General features: G+C 64.7%; 19 protein-coding genes. 9 read left to right on the top strand and 10 right to left on the bottom strand.

What is annotated here, in order from left to right; genetic code table 11:
- Nucleotides 1–8: 8 nt before the first annotated feature.
- The 4 genes from hisA to hisB all read right to left on the bottom strand — a co-directional run bounded on the left by hisA (nt 9) and on the right by hisB (nt 2665).
- Entirely contained in the window at nt 9–776 is a 768-nt protein-coding gene (hisA, locus tag U0023_RS08425; protein WP_009490707.1) for a 1-(5-phosphoribosyl)-5-[(5-phosphoribosylamino)methylideneamino]imidazole-4-carboxamide isomerase, read from the bottom strand.
- Nucleotides 773–1423: an imidazole glycerol phosphate synthase subunit HisH gene (gene hisH, locus U0023_RS08420; protein WP_009490706.1), complete on the bottom strand. Its 651-nt coding sequence runs from the start codon at nt 1421–1423 to the stop codon at nt 773–775. The genes hisA and hisH overlap by 4 nt, the downstream gene beginning before the upstream one ends.
- The gene (locus U0023_RS08415) at nt 1420–1911 is read right to left on the bottom strand and encodes a DUF2628 domain-containing protein (RefSeq protein WP_009490705.1); all 492 of its coding nucleotides are present in this window, start codon (nt 1909–1911) and stop codon (nt 1420–1422) included. Before U0023_RS08415 ends, hisH begins: the two co-directional genes overlap by 4 nt.
- Before the next feature lie 166 nt (nt 1912–2077).
- Complete coding sequence (hisB, locus tag U0023_RS08410; RefSeq protein ID WP_040638241.1) at nt 2078–2665, bottom strand: imidazoleglycerol-phosphate dehydratase HisB; 588 nt, start codon at nt 2663–2665, stop codon at nt 2078–2080.
- Between the two features lie 181 nt (nt 2666–2846).
- Here hisB and hslV point away from each other — a divergent pair, with 181 nt between their 5' ends.
- The 5 genes from hslV (at nt 2847) to U0023_RS08385 (ending at nt 7164) form a co-directional block, all read left to right on the top strand.
- Entirely contained in the window at nt 2847–3377 is a 531-nt protein-coding gene (hslV, locus tag U0023_RS08405; RefSeq protein WP_040638240.1) for an ATP-dependent protease subunit HslV, read from the top strand.
- A gap of 120 nt (nt 3378–3497) precedes the next feature.
- On the top strand, nt 3498–4808 hold the full coding sequence (gene hslU, locus U0023_RS08400) for an ATP-dependent protease ATPase subunit HslU (RefSeq protein WP_009490702.1): 1311 nt from the start codon (nt 3498–3500) through the stop codon (nt 4806–4808).
- Nucleotides 4809–4992: 184 nt separating this feature from the next.
- Nucleotides 4993–5760, top strand: coding sequence for an endonuclease III domain-containing protein (locus U0023_RS08395; protein ID WP_009490701.1), 768 nt, complete (start codon nt 4993–4995; stop codon nt 5758–5760).
- Nucleotides 5761–5829: 69 nt separating this feature from the next.
- Entirely contained in the window at nt 5830–6498 is a 669-nt protein-coding gene (locus U0023_RS08390; RefSeq protein ID WP_009490700.1) for a BA14K family protein, read from the top strand.
- A 204-nt stretch (nt 6499–6702) separates the two neighbouring features.
- Nucleotides 6703–7164: a BA14K family protein gene (locus U0023_RS08385; RefSeq protein WP_009490699.1), complete on the top strand. Its 462-nt coding sequence runs from the start codon at nt 6703–6705 to the stop codon at nt 7162–7164.
- Between the two features lie 56 nt (nt 7165–7220).
- On the opposite strand, the gene U0023_RS08380 is transcribed toward U0023_RS08385, so the two are convergent.
- Nucleotides 7221–7571, bottom strand: a complete 351-nt coding sequence (locus U0023_RS08380) for a RidA family protein (RefSeq protein ID WP_009490698.1) — start codon at nt 7569–7571, stop codon at nt 7221–7223.
- Nucleotides 7572–7758: 187 nt separating this feature from the next.
- Here U0023_RS08380 and U0023_RS08375 point away from each other — a divergent pair, with 187 nt between their 5' ends.
- The gene (locus U0023_RS08375; protein WP_009490697.1) at nt 7759–8262 is read left to right on the top strand and encodes a DUF4142 domain-containing protein; all 504 of its coding nucleotides are present in this window, start codon (nt 7759–7761) and stop codon (nt 8260–8262) included.
- Between the two features lie 132 nt (nt 8263–8394).
- Here U0023_RS08375 and U0023_RS08370 read toward each other — a convergent pair whose 3' ends face one another.
- Nucleotides 8395–9009: a pyridoxamine 5'-phosphate oxidase family protein gene (locus U0023_RS08370; RefSeq protein ID WP_040638239.1), complete on the bottom strand. Its 615-nt coding sequence runs from the start codon at nt 9007–9009 to the stop codon at nt 8395–8397.
- A gap of 176 nt (nt 9010–9185) precedes the next feature.
- Between U0023_RS08370 and U0023_RS08365 the strand changes: the two genes are divergently transcribed.
- Together U0023_RS08365 and U0023_RS08360 are read left to right on the top strand one after the other, a co-directional pair.
- A complete protein-coding gene (locus U0023_RS08365; RefSeq protein WP_009490695.1) occupies nt 9186–10820 on the top strand; it encodes an adenylate/guanylate cyclase domain-containing protein in 1635 nt (544 codons plus the stop codon).
- Nucleotides 10821–10892: 72 nt separating this feature from the next.
- Nucleotides 10893–11738, top strand: coding sequence for an AraC family transcriptional regulator (locus U0023_RS08360; protein WP_009490694.1), 846 nt, complete (start codon nt 10893–10895; stop codon nt 11736–11738).
- Nucleotides 11739–11895: 157 nt separating this feature from the next.
- Here U0023_RS08360 and pnp read toward each other — a convergent pair whose 3' ends face one another.
- Both pnp and rpsO read right to left on the bottom strand, forming a co-directional pair.
- Nucleotides 11896–14073: a polyribonucleotide nucleotidyltransferase gene (gene pnp / locus U0023_RS08355; protein ID WP_009490693.1), complete on the bottom strand. Its 2178-nt coding sequence runs from the start codon at nt 14071–14073 to the stop codon at nt 11896–11898.
- A 214-nt stretch (nt 14074–14287) separates the two neighbouring features.
- On the bottom strand, nt 14288–14557 hold the full coding sequence (gene rpsO / locus U0023_RS08350; RefSeq protein ID WP_009490692.1) for a 30S ribosomal protein S15: 270 nt from the start codon (nt 14555–14557) through the stop codon (nt 14288–14290).
- 313 nt (nt 14558–14870) lie between these two features.
- On the opposite strand from rpsO, the gene U0023_RS08345 reads away from it, so the two are divergent.
- On the top strand, nt 14871–15407 hold the full coding sequence (locus U0023_RS08345; RefSeq protein ID WP_009490691.1) for a ferritin-like domain-containing protein: 537 nt from the start codon (nt 14871–14873) through the stop codon (nt 15405–15407).
- A gap of 103 nt (nt 15408–15510) precedes the next feature.
- On the opposite strand, the gene truB is transcribed toward U0023_RS08345, so the two are convergent.
- Together truB and rbfA are read right to left on the bottom strand one after the other, a co-directional pair.
- Complete coding sequence (gene truB, locus U0023_RS08340) at nt 15511–16431, bottom strand: tRNA pseudouridine(55) synthase TruB (RefSeq protein ID WP_009490690.1); 921 nt, start codon at nt 16429–16431, stop codon at nt 15511–15513.
- The gene (rbfA, locus tag U0023_RS08335; RefSeq protein ID WP_009490689.1) at nt 16428–16862 is read right to left on the bottom strand and encodes a 30S ribosome-binding factor RbfA; all 435 of its coding nucleotides are present in this window, start codon (nt 16860–16862) and stop codon (nt 16428–16430) included. The genes truB and rbfA overlap by 4 nt, the downstream gene beginning before the upstream one ends.
- Nucleotides 16863–16964 lie beyond the last annotated feature (102 nt).

The raw sequence follows: 16964 nt of genomic DNA, 5'->3' as shown, positions 1-16964 counted from the left end.
AAGAACCGTCAAGAACCGACCTTGACAGGCTCCGCATTCTGAACCCGCTGAACTGATTTCAACAGCGCCAGCGCCTCCTCCGGATCGATGCGTCCGTCATAGAGGGCCCGGCCGGAGATGGCGCCGTTGAGGACGGCACAGTCGGGTTGGGTGAGACGCTCGATATCGGCCATGGAGGCGAGGCCGCCCGAGGCGATGACCGGGATCGAGACCGCGCGGGCGAGCCCCAGGGTCATGGGGAAGTTGAGGCCCTTCAGGATGCCGTCGCGGGCGATGTCCGTGTAGATGATGGCGGCGACGCCCGCATCCTCGAAGCGGCGGCCGAGTTCCTCCGCCGACAGGGTAGAGGTCTGCGCCCATCCTTCGACGGCGACCAGCCCGTCCTTGGCGTCGATCCCGACCGCGATCTTGCCCGGATGGAGGCGCGCGGCCTCGCGCACGAAGGCCGGATCGCGCACGGCGGCCGTGCCGATGATGACGCGGGACACGCCCTTCCCGAGCCAGCCGTCCACCGTCTTCATGTCGCGGATACCGCCGCCGAGCTGCACCGGGATCGAGACCCGCTTCAGGATGGTCTCCACGGCGGAGGCGTTCATCGGCTTGCCGGCGAAGGCGCCGTCGAGGTCGACCACGTGCAGCCACTCGAAGCCCTGGGCCTCGAAGGTCGCGGCCTGATCGGCCGGATCGTCGTTGAACACCGTCGCCTGGTCCATGTCGCCTTGTATGAGGCGGACGCAGCGGCCTTCCTTCAGATCGATCGCGGGATAAAGAATCACGGGCGCCACCTTAAAAAATTGGCGATGAGCTTGAGGCCGAGCGCCTGGCTCTTCTCGGGATGAAACTGGGTGCCGACGAGGTTGTCCCGCCCGACGATGGACGTCACCGGCCCACCGTAATCGGTGGTGGCGACCACGTCGTCCGGGTTTTCCGGCGAGAGCGCGTAGGAATGGACGAAATAGGCGTGCAGCCCGTCCGGCCCGGTCGGAATGCCCTCCAGCAGCGGATGCGGCTTCGCCGCTTCGAGCGTGTTCCAGCCCATATGCGGGATCTTGAGGGACGGATCGCTCGGCGTGATCGCCTTCACGTCGCCATGGATCCAATCGAGCCCGTAGCTCGTCGTATGCTCCAGCCCCCGGGTCGCCATGAGCTGCATGCCGACGCAGATGCCGAGGAAGGGCCGCTTGTCCTCGTGGACGCGCCGCTGCAGCGCCTCCACCATGCCGGGCACGGCATCGAGGCCGCGGCGGCAATCGGCGAAGGCGCCGACGCCCGGCAGCACGATCCGGTCCGCCTTGGCGACGAGAGCCGGGTCGGACGAGACGGCGATGGAGAGATCGAGCTGTGCCTCGCGGGCCGCCCGCTCGAAAGCCTTGGCGGCGGAGTGCAGATTGCCGGACCCGTAATCGATGATGACGACGCTCACCGGGGACGCTCCGCATCGGGGAAGAGGCCGATGACCGGCTCCGACCTCCGGGGGGTGGACAGGACCGCCGAGGCCGACGGAACGCGGGACGGAACGGACGGCCTGGCCTCGAGCCAGCGGGCGAAGGCCTTGGCCTCCGCGTCGTCCAGGTCCTCCGCCGTAACCGCATCGACCATGGCCAAGCCGCGGCGGCTTAAGGTCCAGCGGCGCAGGCTGTTGGCTTCGAGCCCGATCAGGGCCTGGAGCAAGAGCTGCGCGATGGAGCCTGCGAGCGGATGCACGTCGAGCAGGGTCAGGAGGCCGCCGAAAGCGAAGACGACGATCAGCACGCCGATCCCGGCGAGCCACAGCCGGTGATAGAAGAACCACAGGAAGGTGAAGAAGAAGGCCCCCCAGGAGAAGGCGTCCTTCACGAGCTCGGAATCCTCCAGAGCCGTCGGATCACCCGGCCGCGCGTCGCGCGGGAGGTGCAGGGTATAGGTGGTCATGGCGACGTTTCCTCAAGTCCCGCCCGGCGAGATGACGCTGGCGTGCCCGCCGGACAGGGGTCTTGCTTAGAACTTAGAGCTGCTTCCACTGTCGTGGAATCGTCTCTCATCTTCACTTGGTCGCATTTTTTGACGGTGAACCGGACCCACTTCACCGAAAAATGCTCTAGAGCGTACCCTTGGTGGAGGGAACGCGGCCCTCTTCCCTTGGGTCCAGTGCCACGGCCTGACGCAAGGCCCGTGCCAAGCCCTTGAAGCAGCTCTCGGCGATATGGTGGCTGTTCTCCCCGTAGAGCGTCTCCACGTGCAGCGTCAGCCCGGCATTGATGGCGAAGGCCTGATGGAACTCGCGCACCAGTTCGGTGTCGAAAACGCCGATCTTCTCCGTCGGGAACGTGGTCCGGAACACCAGGAAGGGGCGGCCCGATATGTCGAGGGCGACGCGCGTCAAGGTCTCGTCCATCGGCAGATGGATATCGGCATAGCGCGAGATGCCCTTTTTGTCGCCAAGCGCCTGCAGGATGGCCTGGCCGAGCGCGATGCCCGTATCCTCGGTCGTATGATGCTGGTCCACATGGAGGTCGCCGTTCACCTTCACGGTCAGGTCGAAGAGACCGTGTCGGGCGAACAGTTCGAGCATATGGTCGAGGAAGCCGACCCCCGTGGAGATCTCGGCCTTGCCGGTGCCATCGAGGGCGATCGACACGGCGACATCGGTCTCGGCGGTGCGACGGCTGACGCTCGCGGAGCGCATCATCAAAATCCTTTGCGGAACCAGAGACGGGCCTTCTAGCAAGCCGCGGCGAGAAATGCCACCCGCGTTGCTTTTGGCTGATCAGTGATTAAGTCAGGCCATGAAACGGCCCTGTGGCCGATGCCGACCGATTCTCGCCCTCCGGAGTTTGACCCTCGTGTCCGAAGACGCCACCCCCCGCATGCATGCCACTACGATCCTCATGGTCCGCAAAGGCGGCCGCGTCGTCATCGGGGGCGACGGGCAGGTGAGCCTCGGCCAGACCGTGGTGAAGGGCAATGCGCGGAAGGTCCGCCGCCTCGCCAAGGGCGGCGTGATCGGCGGTTTCGCCGGCTCCACGGCCGACGCCTTCACCCTGTTCGAGCGCCTCGAGGCCAAGCTCGAGCAATATCCCGGCCAGCTCACCCGCGCCTGCGTCGAACTCACCAAGGACTGGCGCACCGACCGTTACCTGCGCCGCCTCGAAGCCATGATGCTCGTGGCCGACAAGGAGGTGGGCCTGCTCCTCTCCGGCGCGGGCGACGTGCTGGAGCCGGAGAACGGCATCATGGCCATCGGCTCCGGCGGCAACTACGCCCTCGCGGCCGCGCGGGCGCTCGCCGATTCCGACATGGATGCGGAGGCGATCGTGCGCCGGTCCCTCGCCATCGCGGCCGAAATCTGCGTCTATACCAACGCCAACATCGTCATCGAGACGCTCGATGAAACCTGATGGCCCGTCATGGCCGAGCGCGTCTCGACCATCCACGTCTTCACCCTCTCCACGCCGTAACGGCGTGGATCTCCGGAACAGACCCGGGGATGACGATCACCCTTTGAGCCAAGATATCTCATGACCACGTTCTCTCCCCGCGAAATCGTTTCCGAACTCGACCGCTACATCGTCGGCCAGAACGACGCCAAGCGCGCGGTCGCCATCGCCCTGCGCAACCGCTGGCGCCGGCAGCAGCTCGAAGGGAGCCTGCGCGAAGAAGTGGCGCCGAAGAACATTCTGATGATCGGGCCGACCGGCTGCGGCAAGACCGAGATCTCCCGCCGCCTCGCCAAACTTGCGAATGCGCCTTTCCTCAAGGTCGAGGCAACCAAGTTCACGGAAGTGGGCTATGTGGGCCGCGACGTGGAGCAGATCGTGCGCGATCTCGTGGAGATCGGCATCGGCCTCGTGAAGGAGGAGCGCCGCCGGCAGGTGCAGGCGAAAGCCCATGTAGCCGCGGAGGAGCGCGTACTCGACGCGCTCGTCGGCTCGACCGCCAGTGCGGCCACGCGCGATGCGTTCCGGCGCAAGCTGCGCGCCAACGAACTCGACGACAAGGAGATCGAGATCGAGCTGCAATCGGGCGGAGGGCAGGGGATGCCGATGTTCGAGATTCCCGGCATGCCCGGGGCTTCGGTCGGCGCGATCAACCTCTCCGACATGTTCGGCAAGGCTTTCGGCGGACAACGCAAGACGCGGCGCACCACCGTGAGCGAGGCCTACGAGCCGCTGGTGACGGAAGAAGCCGACAAGATGCTCGACCAGGACGCCATCGTTCAGGAGGCCCTGCGCCAGGTGGAGAACAACGGCATCGTGTTCCTCGACGAGATCGACAAGATCGCCGGACGCGAGGGCCGCACCGGCGCGGATGTGTCCCGCGAAGGCGTGCAGCGCGATCTGCTGCCGCTGATCGAAGGCACGACCGTGTCGACGAAATACGGGCCGGTGAAGACCGATCACATCCTCTTCATCGCGTCCGGCGCGTTCCATGTGTCGAAGCCGTCGGACCTGCTGCCGGAACTGCAGGGCCGGCTGCCGATCCGCGTCGAGCTTTCGCCGCTGACGGTGGAGGATTTCAAGCGCATCCTCACGGAAACGGAAGCGAGCCTCATCAAGCAATCGGTTGCGCTGATGCAGACGGAAGGCGTGAGCCTCGTCTTCACGGACGACGCCATCGATGCGCTTGCCCAGGTGGCCGTCGACGTGAACAACTCCGTCGAGAACATCGGTGCGCGCCGCTTGCAGACGGTGCTGGAGCGCGTGCTCGACGACGTCTCGTTCACCGCGCCGGACCGCTCGGGCGAAACGGTGACCGTCGATGCCGCCTATGTGCGCGGCGAAGTGGAGACGCTGGCGAAGAACACGGATCTGAGCCGTTTCATTCTGTAATTGCACGGGCCGTTTTTCATCCCCGGCGGTCGCTGGCTGGGAATGACATCTCTCACGTCATGGCCGGCCTTGTGCCGGCCATCCCGATAAGGTGAAGCGTGGCGCTTCATACAATCGAGATCACCGGGACAGGCCCGGTGATGACGAGGCGGAACCGCAGCCCCGATTCGCGACTTGCATCGGGATGAATCCTGACCTGCAGGACCTGAAAGAGAAGGCGCTGGCGATCCATCGGCGCCTCTGCGGCGTCTATGGCTGCCCGATTCCCTACTTTCATTCCCTGGATCCTTTGAGCGAGCTGATCTCCTCGCTTCTGTCCCACCGCACCCGCAATGCGGATTCGGGCCGCGCCTTCAAGGCGCTGAAAGGCCGCTATGCCGATTGGCGCGCCATGATGGACGCGCCGACCGAGGAGGTGGAGGAAACGATCCAGGGCGTGACGTGGCCCGAGCAGAAGGCGCCGCGTCTTCAAGCGGTGCTGCGCGCCATCGAGGAGCGGCATGGCAGCCTTTCGCTCGATTTCCTGGACACCATGCCGGTCGACGAGGCGAGGGCGTGGCTCGAGAGCATTCCGGGTGTTGGGCCGAAGACGAGTGCGGCGGTGCTGTCTTTCTCGAAGCTGCGGAAAGCCGCTCTGCCGGTCGACAGCCATCATCACCGCGTCGCGCAGCGAACGGGGCTCATCCCGCAATCGACGGCGGTCGGCCCGTCCCATGCGGTGCTCGCCGCCCTCCTGCCCGAGGATTGGGACGCACAGCAGGTTTACGACCACCACGAGGTCATGATGCTGCATGGCCAGCGCTGCTGCTTCTTCAAGAGCCCGGCCTGCGAGCGCTGCGCTATTCTTGATCTGTGTCCGACCGGGCAGGGACGGATGGAGGGCCGGCGGAACGTCCCGAGATCTCTCGAGATCGCGCCGGACCTTCATGCTTCGCGGCCCCGCGAGAGGTAGACGGTTGTCTCGAAAGCGGAACCGTTCGAGTGGTTCTCGCGTTCTCCTCCCAGATGGGAGGAGCTGGCCATGCGAAAACTCATCTTCGCCGCTTTGGCCACAGCCGTGCTCGTTCCGGCGTCTCTGTTCGCCGGTTCAGCCTCCGCGCAGGTGGCGCCATTTTCAAAGTTCCAGCAGCTAATCGACCACGATCAGATCACGATCGCCTATGTCGCTCGCGGCGGGCGCGGCGGTGGAGCACGCGTCCACAGAGCCTCCGTCAGAAGACCGGCCGGCATGCATGCCGGCGGTTACCGGGGCTATCGCGGCCATGTCGCCCGTGGAGGCGTGTACCGGGGGAACATGGCGCGTGCCGGAGTGTACCGGGGCAATGTCGCGCGGGCGGGTGCCTATCGCGGTGTCGCGACCCGCTCCTATGCAGGGCGCTACTACAACGGCCGTTACTACAACGGTCGCTATTATAACCGGCCCTATGCCGCCTATGGACGGCCCTATTATCGCGGCGCGTATTACGGCGGATATTATCGTCCGTATTATGGTGGCTCCTACTACCCCTACGGCTACGGTGCTGCAGCGGCAACGGGCGCCCTGATCGGCGGCGCCATCGCCTCGCAGCCTGTCGTAACGGGAAGCATCGGATCGAATGCCTCCGCTTATTGTGCGCAGCGTTACAGATCCTACAATCCGGCAACCGGCACGTTTACCGGCTATGACGGCCGGCAGCATTCCTGCCCATAGCGATCCGATCGTTCAGCAGAGCGGGACGGGCCGATAAGGCCCGTCCTTTCTTTCGCCTGCGTTTGCAGCCTGCCCCATAGGAAGAGACACTCTTCAAGGATCAAGAACCCTCACGTTCCCGCGAGAGATACCCCAAAATTCCTAAAACGAGGAACGACCTCCGGGTTAAGGGCGTTCGCCTCCAACGATTGGAGGAGTTAGCTCATGCGTAAGTTTGTTATGGCCGCTGTCGCCGCGGCGGCCCTTGGTACCTTTGGCCTTGCCGCTCCGGCTTCCGCCGCCGAGGCGCAGACGGCTCCCGTCAAGGAACTCGCGGCCGCGATAAAGAAGGGCGAGGTAGGATCCGATTACGTGCAGTATCGCCGTTATTACCGTGGCGGCCCGCGCTACGTGGATCGCCGCTATTACGCGCCGCGCCGCTATTACGGCGACCGCGGCTACTACTACCGTCGCAACAATGGCAACGCCCTGGCAGCGGGCGCCCTGGGTCTCGCGACGGGCGCCATCATCGGCGGCGCCATCGCCCAGTCGCAGGCTCAGGCCGCTCCGACCTACGTGGCTCCGGGTGGCAGCGCGGCCGGCTATTGCGCCCAGCGCTTCAAGTCCTACGACCCGGCTTCGGGCACCTATCTCGGCTACGATGGCCTGCGCCATCCCTGCCCGTAACTTCAGCAAAGCGTGAATGAACGAAGCGGGCCCGGCGGCCCGCTTCTTTTTAGAAATTACTTCGCCGCGATGACGGCGATCTCGACCTTGAAGGCCGGGGCGGCGAGCTTCGCCTCGACGGTGGCGCGGGCGGGCGTGTTACCGGGGGAAACCCAGGCATCCCACACGGCGTTCATCTCCTGGAACGTGCTCATGTCGGTGATCCAGATATTGGCCATCAGGATCTTCGACTTGTCGGTTCCGGCTTCCGCCAGGAGGCTGTCGATGATCGAGAGGATCTCCTTGGTCTGCTCGGTCACGCTTTGCCCGGCGCTCTGGCTGGCGACCTGGCCGGCGAGATAGACCGTGTTGCCGTGAACGACCGCGCCGCTCATGCGCGGGCCCGGCTTGATGCGTTGAATCGTCATGACGTGCCTCTTTCCAGTCGGTGAAGCTGCCCTTTTGACCGCAGGCGAGCGAAGCGTAAAGGGCCGGCGGCCAAATTATGTGGATCGCTCGGGCGGATCGACTATCCGGGAACCGGGCCGCCCTGCGGTCGTTCATGGCTTACCTGTGATGCGTATCGAGAACCGTTCCGTTCGAACAAGGTGCATCATGTCAAAGAAGCTTCTCTTGAGCCTCAGTATCGCGGCGGCCCTGGCGGGTTCGTCTTACGCTCTCGCCAAGGACCAGCCGAACCAGGCCTTCATCAAGAAGGCGATCGAGGGCAACCTCGGCGAGGTCGCCGTGGGTCAGCTCGCCCAGCAGAAGGGCGCCAGCGACGGCGTCAAGAATTTCGGCCGACAGCTCGAGACGGATCATTCCGCCGCGAACGAGAAAGCCATGTCCGTGGCAAGCTCCCTCAACGTGACGCCGCCGACCGAGCCCGGCAAGGAGCAGAAGGCGGTCTACCAGAAGCTCTCGAAGCTCTCGGGCGCCGCCTTCGACCGCGAGTTCATCAAGGACATGGTGGCCGACCACAAGAAGGATGTCGCCGAATACGAGCGAGAATCGAAGCGCCAGAACGATCCTGCCGCGTCCTATGCCAGCGAGACCCTGCCGACGCTGCAGAACCATCTGCAGACGGCCCAATCCTTGTCGTCCGCGAAGACCCAATAGAAGGCCCGGTCGCACGCAGCATGACGAAAGGGCGGGTTTCGAAGCATCGGGCGTGAATGCGAATCGACGCCCGATGTTCCACCTTTGGAAAAGCCCATGGTTCGACGCGGACCCAGAGGGCCGCACGATGCTCTAGTACAGCGTCGTCTTCTGCCGTTCGGGCAGTGCCTTGTCGTAAGCCTCGCCGTCGAAACGCTCAGGGCTCAGAGCCGCGAGGATCTGGCCTGCACTCGGCAATGAGCCGCGCGCCACATGCTTTTCCGGATTCCACAGTTCCGACCGCAGGATCGCGCGGGCGCATTGGAAAAACACGGTATCGACCGTGATCGCGACCACCGATTTCGGCGCCTTGCCGTCGATGGCGAAGCTCTCGAGCAGGGCAGGCTCGACCGAGATCACGGCGCGGCCGTTGACGCGCAGGGTCTCGCCGATGCCTGGAATCAGGAACAGCAGCCCAACGCTCGGATTGCGTACGATATTGCGCAGGGAATCGATGCGGTTGTTGCCGCGGCGGTCTGGCAGGAGCAGGGTTTTCTCGTCCCGCACCCGCACGAAGCCCGGTCCGTCGCCGCGGGGCGAGCAATCGAGTCCTTCCGGCCCGCTTGTGGCCAGCGCCACGAAGGGCGCGACCTCAATGAAGGCCCGGTACTCGGGAACGATCCTGTCCGTCTCCTTCAGGACCGAGGCCTTGTTGACCTCGCCATAGAGGGATTCGAGTTCGGGCAGGGTGGTGATGGTGTCGGGCATGTCTCGGGGGCCGGTCCGGGGATCGTGATTTGACAATCCGCACCTTGGTGCAAGTGCATAGGCGCAGGCAAGCTTGAAAGCCATAGCATTCGGGCTCAAGCGTGACCGAGCCCGAGTGAAAGACGCGTATGAACAGCTTACAAAGCAGATTGGCACCGGAAGCACCTGTCTCCGAGATGGCAATCCGGACGCGAGAGATCCGCTTGGTCACGGGCCTTGTCCTGGGTGCCTTTCTGCTCACCCATTTCTCCAACCACGCCCTCGGTCTCGTCTCGGTCGAGGCCATGGAGGCCGGACGCGTCTGGTTCAACGGCCTGTGGCGGAATCCGGTCGGCACCCTGCTCCTGTACGGCTCCGTTCTGACGCATTTCTTGCTGGCGCTCTTGGCCCTCTACCGGCGGCGGACCTTGCGCATGCCGGTCCGCGAGGCGGCCCAGCTGACCCTGGGCCTGAGCCTGCCGTTCCTGTTGATCGCCCATGTGGTCGGGACCCGGGTGGAATGGGCCCTGACCGGCCACAACTCGGGCTATCCGGAGGTGGTTCGCAATCTGTGGATTCACAATCCCGAGATCGGGGCCCGGCAGGCTTTGGCTCTCGTGATCGCCTGGCTGCACGGATGCCTCGGGATCTATTTCTGGCTGCGCCCGAAAACCTGGTTTCCACGTTCGGCGCTCTTTCTCTACACGGGCGCGCTCCTCATCCCGGTCCTGGCGCTGCTCGGCTTCGCGGAGGCGGGACGGGAGATCGCGGACGCACCCGAGCGCTTCGGCCCAATCCCGACACCACCCGCCTCCGCTATTCTGCCCATGGCCGGCCCTGTCCTTTATGCCTTCTTCGGAGGAGCGATCGTGGCGACGGTCGCGGCCCGTTTCATCCGCAGTGGTCTTTTGTGGTCGCGGCGGGTGCGCGTCTTCTATCCCAACGACCGGGTTGCGACCGTGCCGCAGGGGTTCAGCGTGCTCGAGGCAAGCCGAATCGCCGGCATCCCGCATGTGGCCGTCTGCGGCGGCAGGGGACGCTGTTCCACCTGCCGCGTGCGGGTGCTGGAAGGTCTCCAGCGGCAACCGCCGCCCTCGGCCCAGGAACGCGGCACGCTGGCGCGCATCAAGGCAGGCCCGAACGTGCGGCTCGCTTGCCAGTTCCGGCCAACCCACGACGTCTCGGTGGTGCCGATCCTGTCCACCGGGCGCAACGGTGTGGCCTCGCTCGTGCGGGGCGGCAGGGCCCAGGGGCAGGAGCAGGAGATCGCCGTGCTGTTCTGCGACCTGCGCGGCTTCACGAGCCTCGCGGAGCGGCGCCTGCCCTTCGACACGGTCTTCATCCTCAACCGCTATTTCGAAGCGGTGGGCGAATCCGTCGAGGATGCGGGCGGCTACATCGACAAGTTCATCGGCGATGGCGTGCTCGCCTTGTTCGGCCTCAGGACCACGCCGCAGCAGGCCGCCAAGCAGGCCCTCGATGCGGCGCTCCGGATCAAGGCGGCGCTTGAGCATCTCAACGAGGAATACGCGAGCGAATTCGAGCACCCGCTGAAGATCGCCATGGGCCTTCATGCAGGCCCTGCCATCGTCGGGCAGATGGGCTACGGCCAGGCCACGAGCCTCACCGCCGTGGGCGACACCATCAACGCCGCGAGCCGCCTGGAAGGGCTCGCCAAGGAGCTCGACGTCGAACTCGTCATCTCCGAAGACCTCGCCACCCGTGCCGCCCTCGACCTCTCCGGCCGCGACAGGCAGATCGTCCAGATCAGGGGACGGGCCGCGCCTCTGGGGAGCTGGATCATTCCGAAGGCGGACGGCCTCGTGCGCTAAGGCAAAACAGCAGGATTTATCAAAGGCGTTCTGCTTAAGGTTCGATCAACAACCTCAAAGCAGATGCCGCGCATGGAACAAGCGACCTCGGAATGCTATGCAAGCCGCCTCACACGGGTATCGGCCTACATCCACGACCATCTGGATGAGGAACTCAATCTCGATGTGCTCGCCGGCATTGCGTGCCTCTCACCCTACCATTGGCACCGGATCTATCACGCCCATTTCGGCGAAACGGTTGCCGCGACCGTCCGGCGCTTGAGGCTGCAGCGGGCGGCCGCCGATCTGGCTCACACAGCCGTGTCGATCGCGAAGGTGGCGGAGCGAGCCGGTTATGACAGCCAAGCCTCGTTCACCCGCGCCTTCAATGCAGCTTTCGGCCTGCCGCCAGCCAAGTATCGCGACATCGGAGGTCATTCCGTCTTCAAGGCCAACACCCTGCGAGGAGCTCATGTCGTGTACGATGTCGGCATCACGCCTATAGCACCCAGAACACTGATCGCCGTGGAGCACCGCGGCCCCTATATGACCATCGGCAAGAGCTTCGATCTGCTGTTCACGACACTCGCGCAACGTAACCTGCTTCGGCCGGACCTTCGCATGGTGGGTGTTTATCTTGACGATCCCACGAGCGTTCCCGAAGCCGAGTTGAGATCGCATGCCGCCGTTGTCGGTGGAGTCCCGGCGGTCGAGGCGCCCCTTTTCACCTCGCACATCCTGGGCGGCGATCATGCGGTGCTGAAGTACAAAGGTCCTTACGGCGACATGCGTGCCGCCTATGATTGGCTCTTCGGCCAATGGCTGCCATCGTCCGGTCGCGAGGCCGCGGATGCGCCGATCTTCGAGGAATACCTCAACAGCCCGCGCGATACACCGCCGACCCATCTGCGGACGGACATCTATCTGCCGCTGAAATGAGCCCACTTGTCTAAGGTTGGAGCATCGCCCACCCGTCGCCGACCTCGTGCCGACCGTGACAGAGGTTTGCTCATCCGGTCGCGCCGGCTCTCCACCGGGGCAATAAAAAAGCGCGGCTTTCACCGCGCTTTCTTTTGACTTGAAGCGTCGAGCGATCTTACTCGCCGGCGTTCGCCTTCTGCTGATCGCGCTGGGCGCGTTCGGCGTCACGCTCGGCCTTGAGCTGCTCGGTGATGTCCTCGCCGGTCTCCTGGTTGACGACCTTCATGGAGAGACGGACCTTGCCGCGCTCGTCCATGCCGAGGAACTTCACCTTCACCTTGTCGCCTTCCTTGACCACGTCCGTGACCTTGCCGACGCGGTTCTTGGCGAGCTCCGAGATGTGCACGAGGCCGTCGCGGGAACCGAAGAAGTTCACGAAGGCGCCGAATTCCATCACCTTCACGACCGTGCCGTCATAGATCACGTTGACCTCGGGCTCGGCGACGATGGAGCGGATCCAGTTGTAGGCCGCCTTGATCGACTTGCCGTCGGCGGATGCGATCTTGATGAGGCCGTCGTCGTTGATGTCGATCTTCGCGCCGGTCTTCTCCACGATCTCGCGGATGACCTTGCCGCCCGAACCGATGACTTCGCGGATCTTGTCGACCGGGATCTGCATGGTCTCGATGCGCGGAGCATGCTCGCCGAGCTCGGCGCGCGGAGCCGTCAGGGCCTTGTTCATCTCGGCCAGGATGTGACCGCGACCGTCCTTGGCCTGATCGAGCGCGACGCGCATGATCTCCTCGGTGATGCCGGCGATCTTGATGTCCATCTGGAGCGAGGTGATGCCCTGGTCCGTGCCGGCCACCTTGAAGTCCATGTCGCCGAGGTGATCCTCGTCGCCGAGGATGTCGGACAGGACCGCGAAGCGCTCACCCTCGAGGATGAGCCCCATGGCGATGCCCGCCACCGGACGGCGCAGGGGAACGCCCGCATCCATCAGCGACAGGGAGCCGCCGCAGACCGACGCCATGGACGAGGAGCCGTTCGACTCGGTGATCTCCGACACGACGCGGATCGTGTAGGGGAACTCGTGGGACGGCGGCAGCATCGGGTGGATGGCGCGCCAGGCAAGCTTGCCGTGGCCGATTTCGCGGCGGCCGGGCGAGCCCATGCGGCCCGTCTCACCGACGGAATAGGGCGGGAAGTTGTAGTGCAGCAGGAAGGTTTCCTTGCGGGTGCCCTCCAGCTCGTCGATGAACTGCTCGTCCTCGCCGGTGCCGAGCGTGGTCACGACCAGAGCCTGGGTCTCGCCGCGGGTGAACACGGCCGAACCGTGGGTGCGGGGCAGAACGCCGACTTCCGACAGGATCGGACGGACCGTCTTGAGGTCGCGGCCGTCGATGCGGGTGCCGGTATCGAGGATGTTCCAGCGCACGACCTTGGCCTGAGCTTCCTTGAAGACCGCCTTGACCTTCTCCGGATCGAACTTCGCTTCGCCGTCGGCCGGGACCAGCGCATCCATCACCTTCGCCTTCACGGCGTCGACGGCGGCATAGCGGTCCTGCTTCTTGGTGAGCTTGTAGGCTTCGCGCAGATCGGCCTCGGCGATGGCGAGCACGGCCTGCTCCACCTCGGACACATCGGCCGGCTGATAGTCGCGCGGCTCCTTGGCGGCCTTCTCGGCGAGGCGGATGATGGCCTCGATGACCGGCTGGAAGTGCTTGTGACCGAACATCACGGCGCCGAGCATCACGTCCTCGGGCAGTTCCTTCGCCTCGGACTCGACCATGAGCACGGCTTCGGACGTGCCGGCGACCACGAGGTCGAGAGCCGACTGCTCCATCTCCTGGATCGGCGGGTTCAGCTTGTACTGGCCGCCGATATAGCCGACGCGGGCCGCGCCCACCGGGCCCATGAAGGGAACGCCCGAGAGGGTCAGGGCGGCGGAGGCCGCCACCATGGCGACGACGTCCGGATCATTCTCGAGATCGTGCGAGAGCACGGTCACGACGACCTGGGTGTCGTTCTTGTAACCCTCGACGAAGAGGGGGCGGATGGGACGGTCGATGAGGCGGGAGACCAGGGTCTCCTTCTCGGTCGGACGGCCTTCGCGCTTGAAGTAGCCGCCCGGGATGCGGCCGGCCGCGTAGGTGCGCTCCTGGTAGTTCACCGTGAGCGGGAAGAAGTCGACGCCGGCCTTCGGCTCCTTGGCCGACACGACGGTGGCGAGAACGGTGGTTTCACCGTAGGTGGCGACGACGGCGCCGTCGGCCTGGCGGGCCATCTTGCCCGTTTCGAGCACGAGCTTGCGCCCGGCCCAGATCAGTTCTTCGCGTTGAATATCGAACATGGCATGTCTTTCATGACAGCGGGGCGGGGGCTCGATGCCATGAGCAAGACGGCAAGAGGCTCGTGACGGTGGGTAAACCAGCCTTACAAGCCCCTTGCGATCCTGCCATGGTCATCGTGTCTGCCGCCTCCTTAAGATACACCGGGCGTGAAGCCTCGCAGTGTTGGAGAAACCGTCCGGAGCCGGGCTCCGGACGGGAGTTTTTCGAAAAAGCTTAGCGGCGGATGCCGAGCTTCTCGATCAGCACCTTGTAGCGGTTCTCGTCCTTCTTCTTCAGATAGTCGAGAAGCGAACGGCGCGACGACACGAGCTTCAGAAGGCCACGACGGGAATGGTTGTCCTTGGCGTGGGTCTTGAAGTGACCGGTCAGGTTGTTGATCCGCTCGGTCAGAATGGCGACCTGCACCTCGGGGGAGCCGGTGTCGCCAGCCTTCTGGGCGAATTCCTTAACGAGCGCGTTCTTGCGCTCAGCCGTAATCGACATCGTCAATCCTTTCAGGTTGGTTTTGTCAGGAGACCTTGTGCCTTCAGGGCTTCGGGTCCGGGGCATCCGGAAGGGCCGGGCCGGGATGTCGTCCAGCGCGGTCCGAGCTCGGACGCGTCTTTCGGAGTGTTTCGTCCGAAAAGATGGCGCACCATACACGAAAAGCATCCAAGTGCCAGTGAAATCGTTTTTCCCAAGCAGGGCAATAGGATGCGCGGATCGGGCGGGTTCCTGTCGGGAGGGTTCCTGGCGGAACAAGTCTCGGGGGCCATGGTTGGTGAGCCAGACACCCCCAATATAGGAAGCCCACAGCATGGTTGCCACCACAGCCGATCTCGCGTCCTCCGAGACCGTCAAGAACGTCTTCATCACGGGCGTTCAGAACGCCCATGCGCTCGAGAAGGAAGCGCTCCAGCTCATGCGGCGCCAGGTCGAGCGTTTCGAGAACTATCCGGAGATGTCCCAGATCCTGAAGACGCACATCGCCGAGACGGAAGGACAGATCCGCCGCCTCGACGAGATCCTGCACAATTTCGGCGAGGACCGCTCGATCCTAAAGGACATGGCGACGCAATTCATGGCCAACATGGCGGCTGCCGGCCACATGCCGATGGCCGACGAGGTGATCAAGAACACCTTCGCCAATCATGCTTTCGAGAATTTCGAGATCGCCGCCTATACGTCGCTGATCGCCATGGCCGAGGCTTCCGGGCACCAGCGCTTCGTTCCGGCGCTCGAGGAGACCCTGCGCGAGGAGCAGAAGACCGCCCAGCTGATCCGTGACCAGATCGTGCCGATCACGCAGAAATACCTGATGCGCGAGGCGCAGGGTCTGAAGGCGGACCGGTAGGCTTGCCGGCTCTTCACGACGTCATGGCCGGGCTTGTCCCGGCCGTTTCGTTATTGAGACGAGATCACCGGCGCAGGGCCGGCGATGAGATCGTGAAAAGCCTTCAACCGCCCAGGTTGAACACCCGGTGGGGCACCAGCTCGCCGCGCTCCACGTCGCCGACCGCGATGAGGACGCCGTTGCAGGTAGCATAAACCTTCCCGGACAGAGGCGTCTCGCGGCCGCGCAGGATGATGGACTGACCGCGCATCAGGCGTCCCGCCATGTCTCGGCTCACGGCGATCGAGGGAATCTCGCTGAGCGCGATCTCCACCGGGCGCAGGGCCGCCGGATCGGTGGCGAGGTCGTCCACGGCGACGGCGTCGTGCTCGGTGAACGGGCCCACGCGGGTGCGCCGCAGGGCGGCGATATGGCCGAGGCAGCCCAGGGCGCGGCCGAGATCCCGCGCGATGGCGCGGACATAGGTGCCCTTGCCGCAATCGGCCTCGATCACGGAGCGGTTGCCCTCGTGGTGGATCAGGGCCAGGCGGTCGATTTCCACCGTGCGCGGCTGCAGCTCCACGACCTCGCCGTCCCGAGCGAGATCATAGGCCCGCTCGCCCTGGATCTTGATGGCGGAAAACCGAGGTGGCACCTGCTGCACCTGGCCGGTGAACCGGGGCAGGAAGGCCTCGATCTCGGACGGGTCCGGCAGCTTGTCCGTCGTCTCGACCACGTCGCCTTCGGTGTCGTCGGTGGTCGTCTCAGAGCCCCAGGCCACGGTGAACACGTAGGATTTGCGCCCGTCCATGACGAAGGGCACCGTCTTGGTCGCCTCTCCGAGGGCAATCGGCAGAATGCCGGAGGCGAGCGGATCGAGGGTGCCGGCATGGCCGGCCTTCTTGGCCGAGAGGCCGCGTTTGACCATGGCGACCGCATGGGTCGAGGTCATGCCGACGCCCTTGTCGAGGATGATCCATCCGTTGACGTCGCGCTTCTTCGGACGGTCGCCGTGCGGCCGCCGCTGCGGGCGTTCTTCGCTCATGATTCCTGCTCGCTGTCGTCGTCGGAAATATCGGTGGCCGGCTTCGCCGTGTCGCGCGCCACGCGCTCGGAGCGCAGCAGCGAGTCGATGCGAGCGGCCTCGTCGAAGCTTTCGTCGCGGCGGAAGCGCAGGTCAGGGGCGAATTTCAGGTTGACTCGACGGGCGACCTCCTGGCGCAGAACCTTCCTGTTCTTCTCCAGCGCACGGATCACCGCGTCCTCGTCCTTGCCGCCGAGCGGCATGACGTAGGCGGTGGCGAGCTTGAGGTCGGGCGACATGCGCACCTCGGGAATGGTGATGACGTTCTTCGTCAGCACGTCGTCCTGGAAGTCTCCGCGGGAGAGGACCTCGGCGAGGGCGTGTCGGACGAGCTCGGCGACGCGCTGCTGGCGCTGGGAAGGCCCTGTGGTTTGTTCGAAACGTTTAGCCATTTTTCTTCTCCGGGATTGGACCGGACCGGGATGCGAGGTGCCGTGGCCCGTGCGGGCGGTCACCTCATTGCGACGGGAACTCTGTCCATGAAAGCGCGATCA

The sequence above is a fragment of the Microvirga lotononidis genome (genome assembly GCF_034627025.1).
GTDB classification, from domain to species: Bacteria; Pseudomonadota; Alphaproteobacteria; order Rhizobiales; family Beijerinckiaceae; genus Microvirga; species Microvirga lotononidis.
Note: the sequence above shows the minus strand (reverse complement) of the source record. Positions and strands in the feature narration are given on the sequence as shown.

Bases quoted from the DNA above. Each gene is read 5' to 3' on its own strand.
- U0023_RS08415 (WP_009490705.1), bottom strand. From the start codon at position 1,911: ATGACCACCTATACCCTGCACCTCCCGCGCGACGCGCGGCCGGGTGAT.
- hisB (WP_040638241.1), bottom strand. From the start codon at position 2,665: ATGCGCTCCGCGAGCGTCAGCCGTCGCACCGCCGAGACCGATGTCGCC.
- hslV (WP_040638240.1), top strand. From the start codon at position 2,847: ATGCATGCCACTACGATCCTCATGGTCCGCAAAGGCGGCCGCGTCGTC.
- hslU (WP_009490702.1), top strand. From the start codon at position 3,498: ATGACCACGTTCTCTCCCCGCGAAATCGTTTCCGAACTCGACCGCTAC.
- U0023_RS08395 (WP_009490701.1), top strand. From the start codon at position 4,993: ATGAATCCTGACCTGCAGGACCTGAAAGAGAAGGCGCTGGCGATCCAT.
- U0023_RS08390 (WP_009490700.1), top strand. From the start codon at position 5,830: ATGCGAAAACTCATCTTCGCCGCTTTGGCCACAGCCGTGCTCGTTCCG.
- U0023_RS08385 (WP_009490699.1), top strand. From the start codon at position 6,703: ATGCGTAAGTTTGTTATGGCCGCTGTCGCCGCGGCGGCCCTTGGTACC.
- U0023_RS08380 (WP_009490698.1), bottom strand. From the start codon at position 7,571: ATGACGATTCAACGCATCAAGCCGGGCCCGCGCATGAGCGGCGCGGTC.
- U0023_RS08375 (WP_009490697.1), top strand. From the start codon at position 7,759: ATGTCAAAGAAGCTTCTCTTGAGCCTCAGTATCGCGGCGGCCCTGGCG.
- U0023_RS08370 (WP_040638239.1), bottom strand. From the start codon at position 9,009: ATGCCCGACACCATCACCACCCTGCCCGAACTCGAATCCCTCTATGGC.
- U0023_RS08365 (WP_009490695.1), top strand. From the start codon at position 9,186: ATGGCAATCCGGACGCGAGAGATCCGCTTGGTCACGGGCCTTGTCCTG.
- U0023_RS08360 (WP_009490694.1), top strand. From the start codon at position 10,893: ATGGAACAAGCGACCTCGGAATGCTATGCAAGCCGCCTCACACGGGTA.
- pnp (WP_009490693.1), bottom strand. From the start codon at position 14,073: ATGTTCGATATTCAACGCGAAGAACTGATCTGGGCCGGGCGCAAGCTC.
- rpsO (WP_009490692.1), bottom strand. From the start codon at position 14,557: ATGTCGATTACGGCTGAGCGCAAGAACGCGCTCGTTAAGGAATTCGCC.
- U0023_RS08345 (WP_009490691.1), top strand. From the start codon at position 14,871: ATGGTTGCCACCACAGCCGATCTCGCGTCCTCCGAGACCGTCAAGAAC.
- truB (WP_009490690.1), bottom strand. From the start codon at position 16,431: ATGAGCGAAGAACGCCCGCAGCGGCGGCCGCACGGCGACCGTCCGAAG.
- rbfA (WP_009490689.1), bottom strand. From the start codon at position 16,862: ATGGCTAAACGTTTCGAACAAACCACAGGGCCTTCCCAGCGCCAGCAG.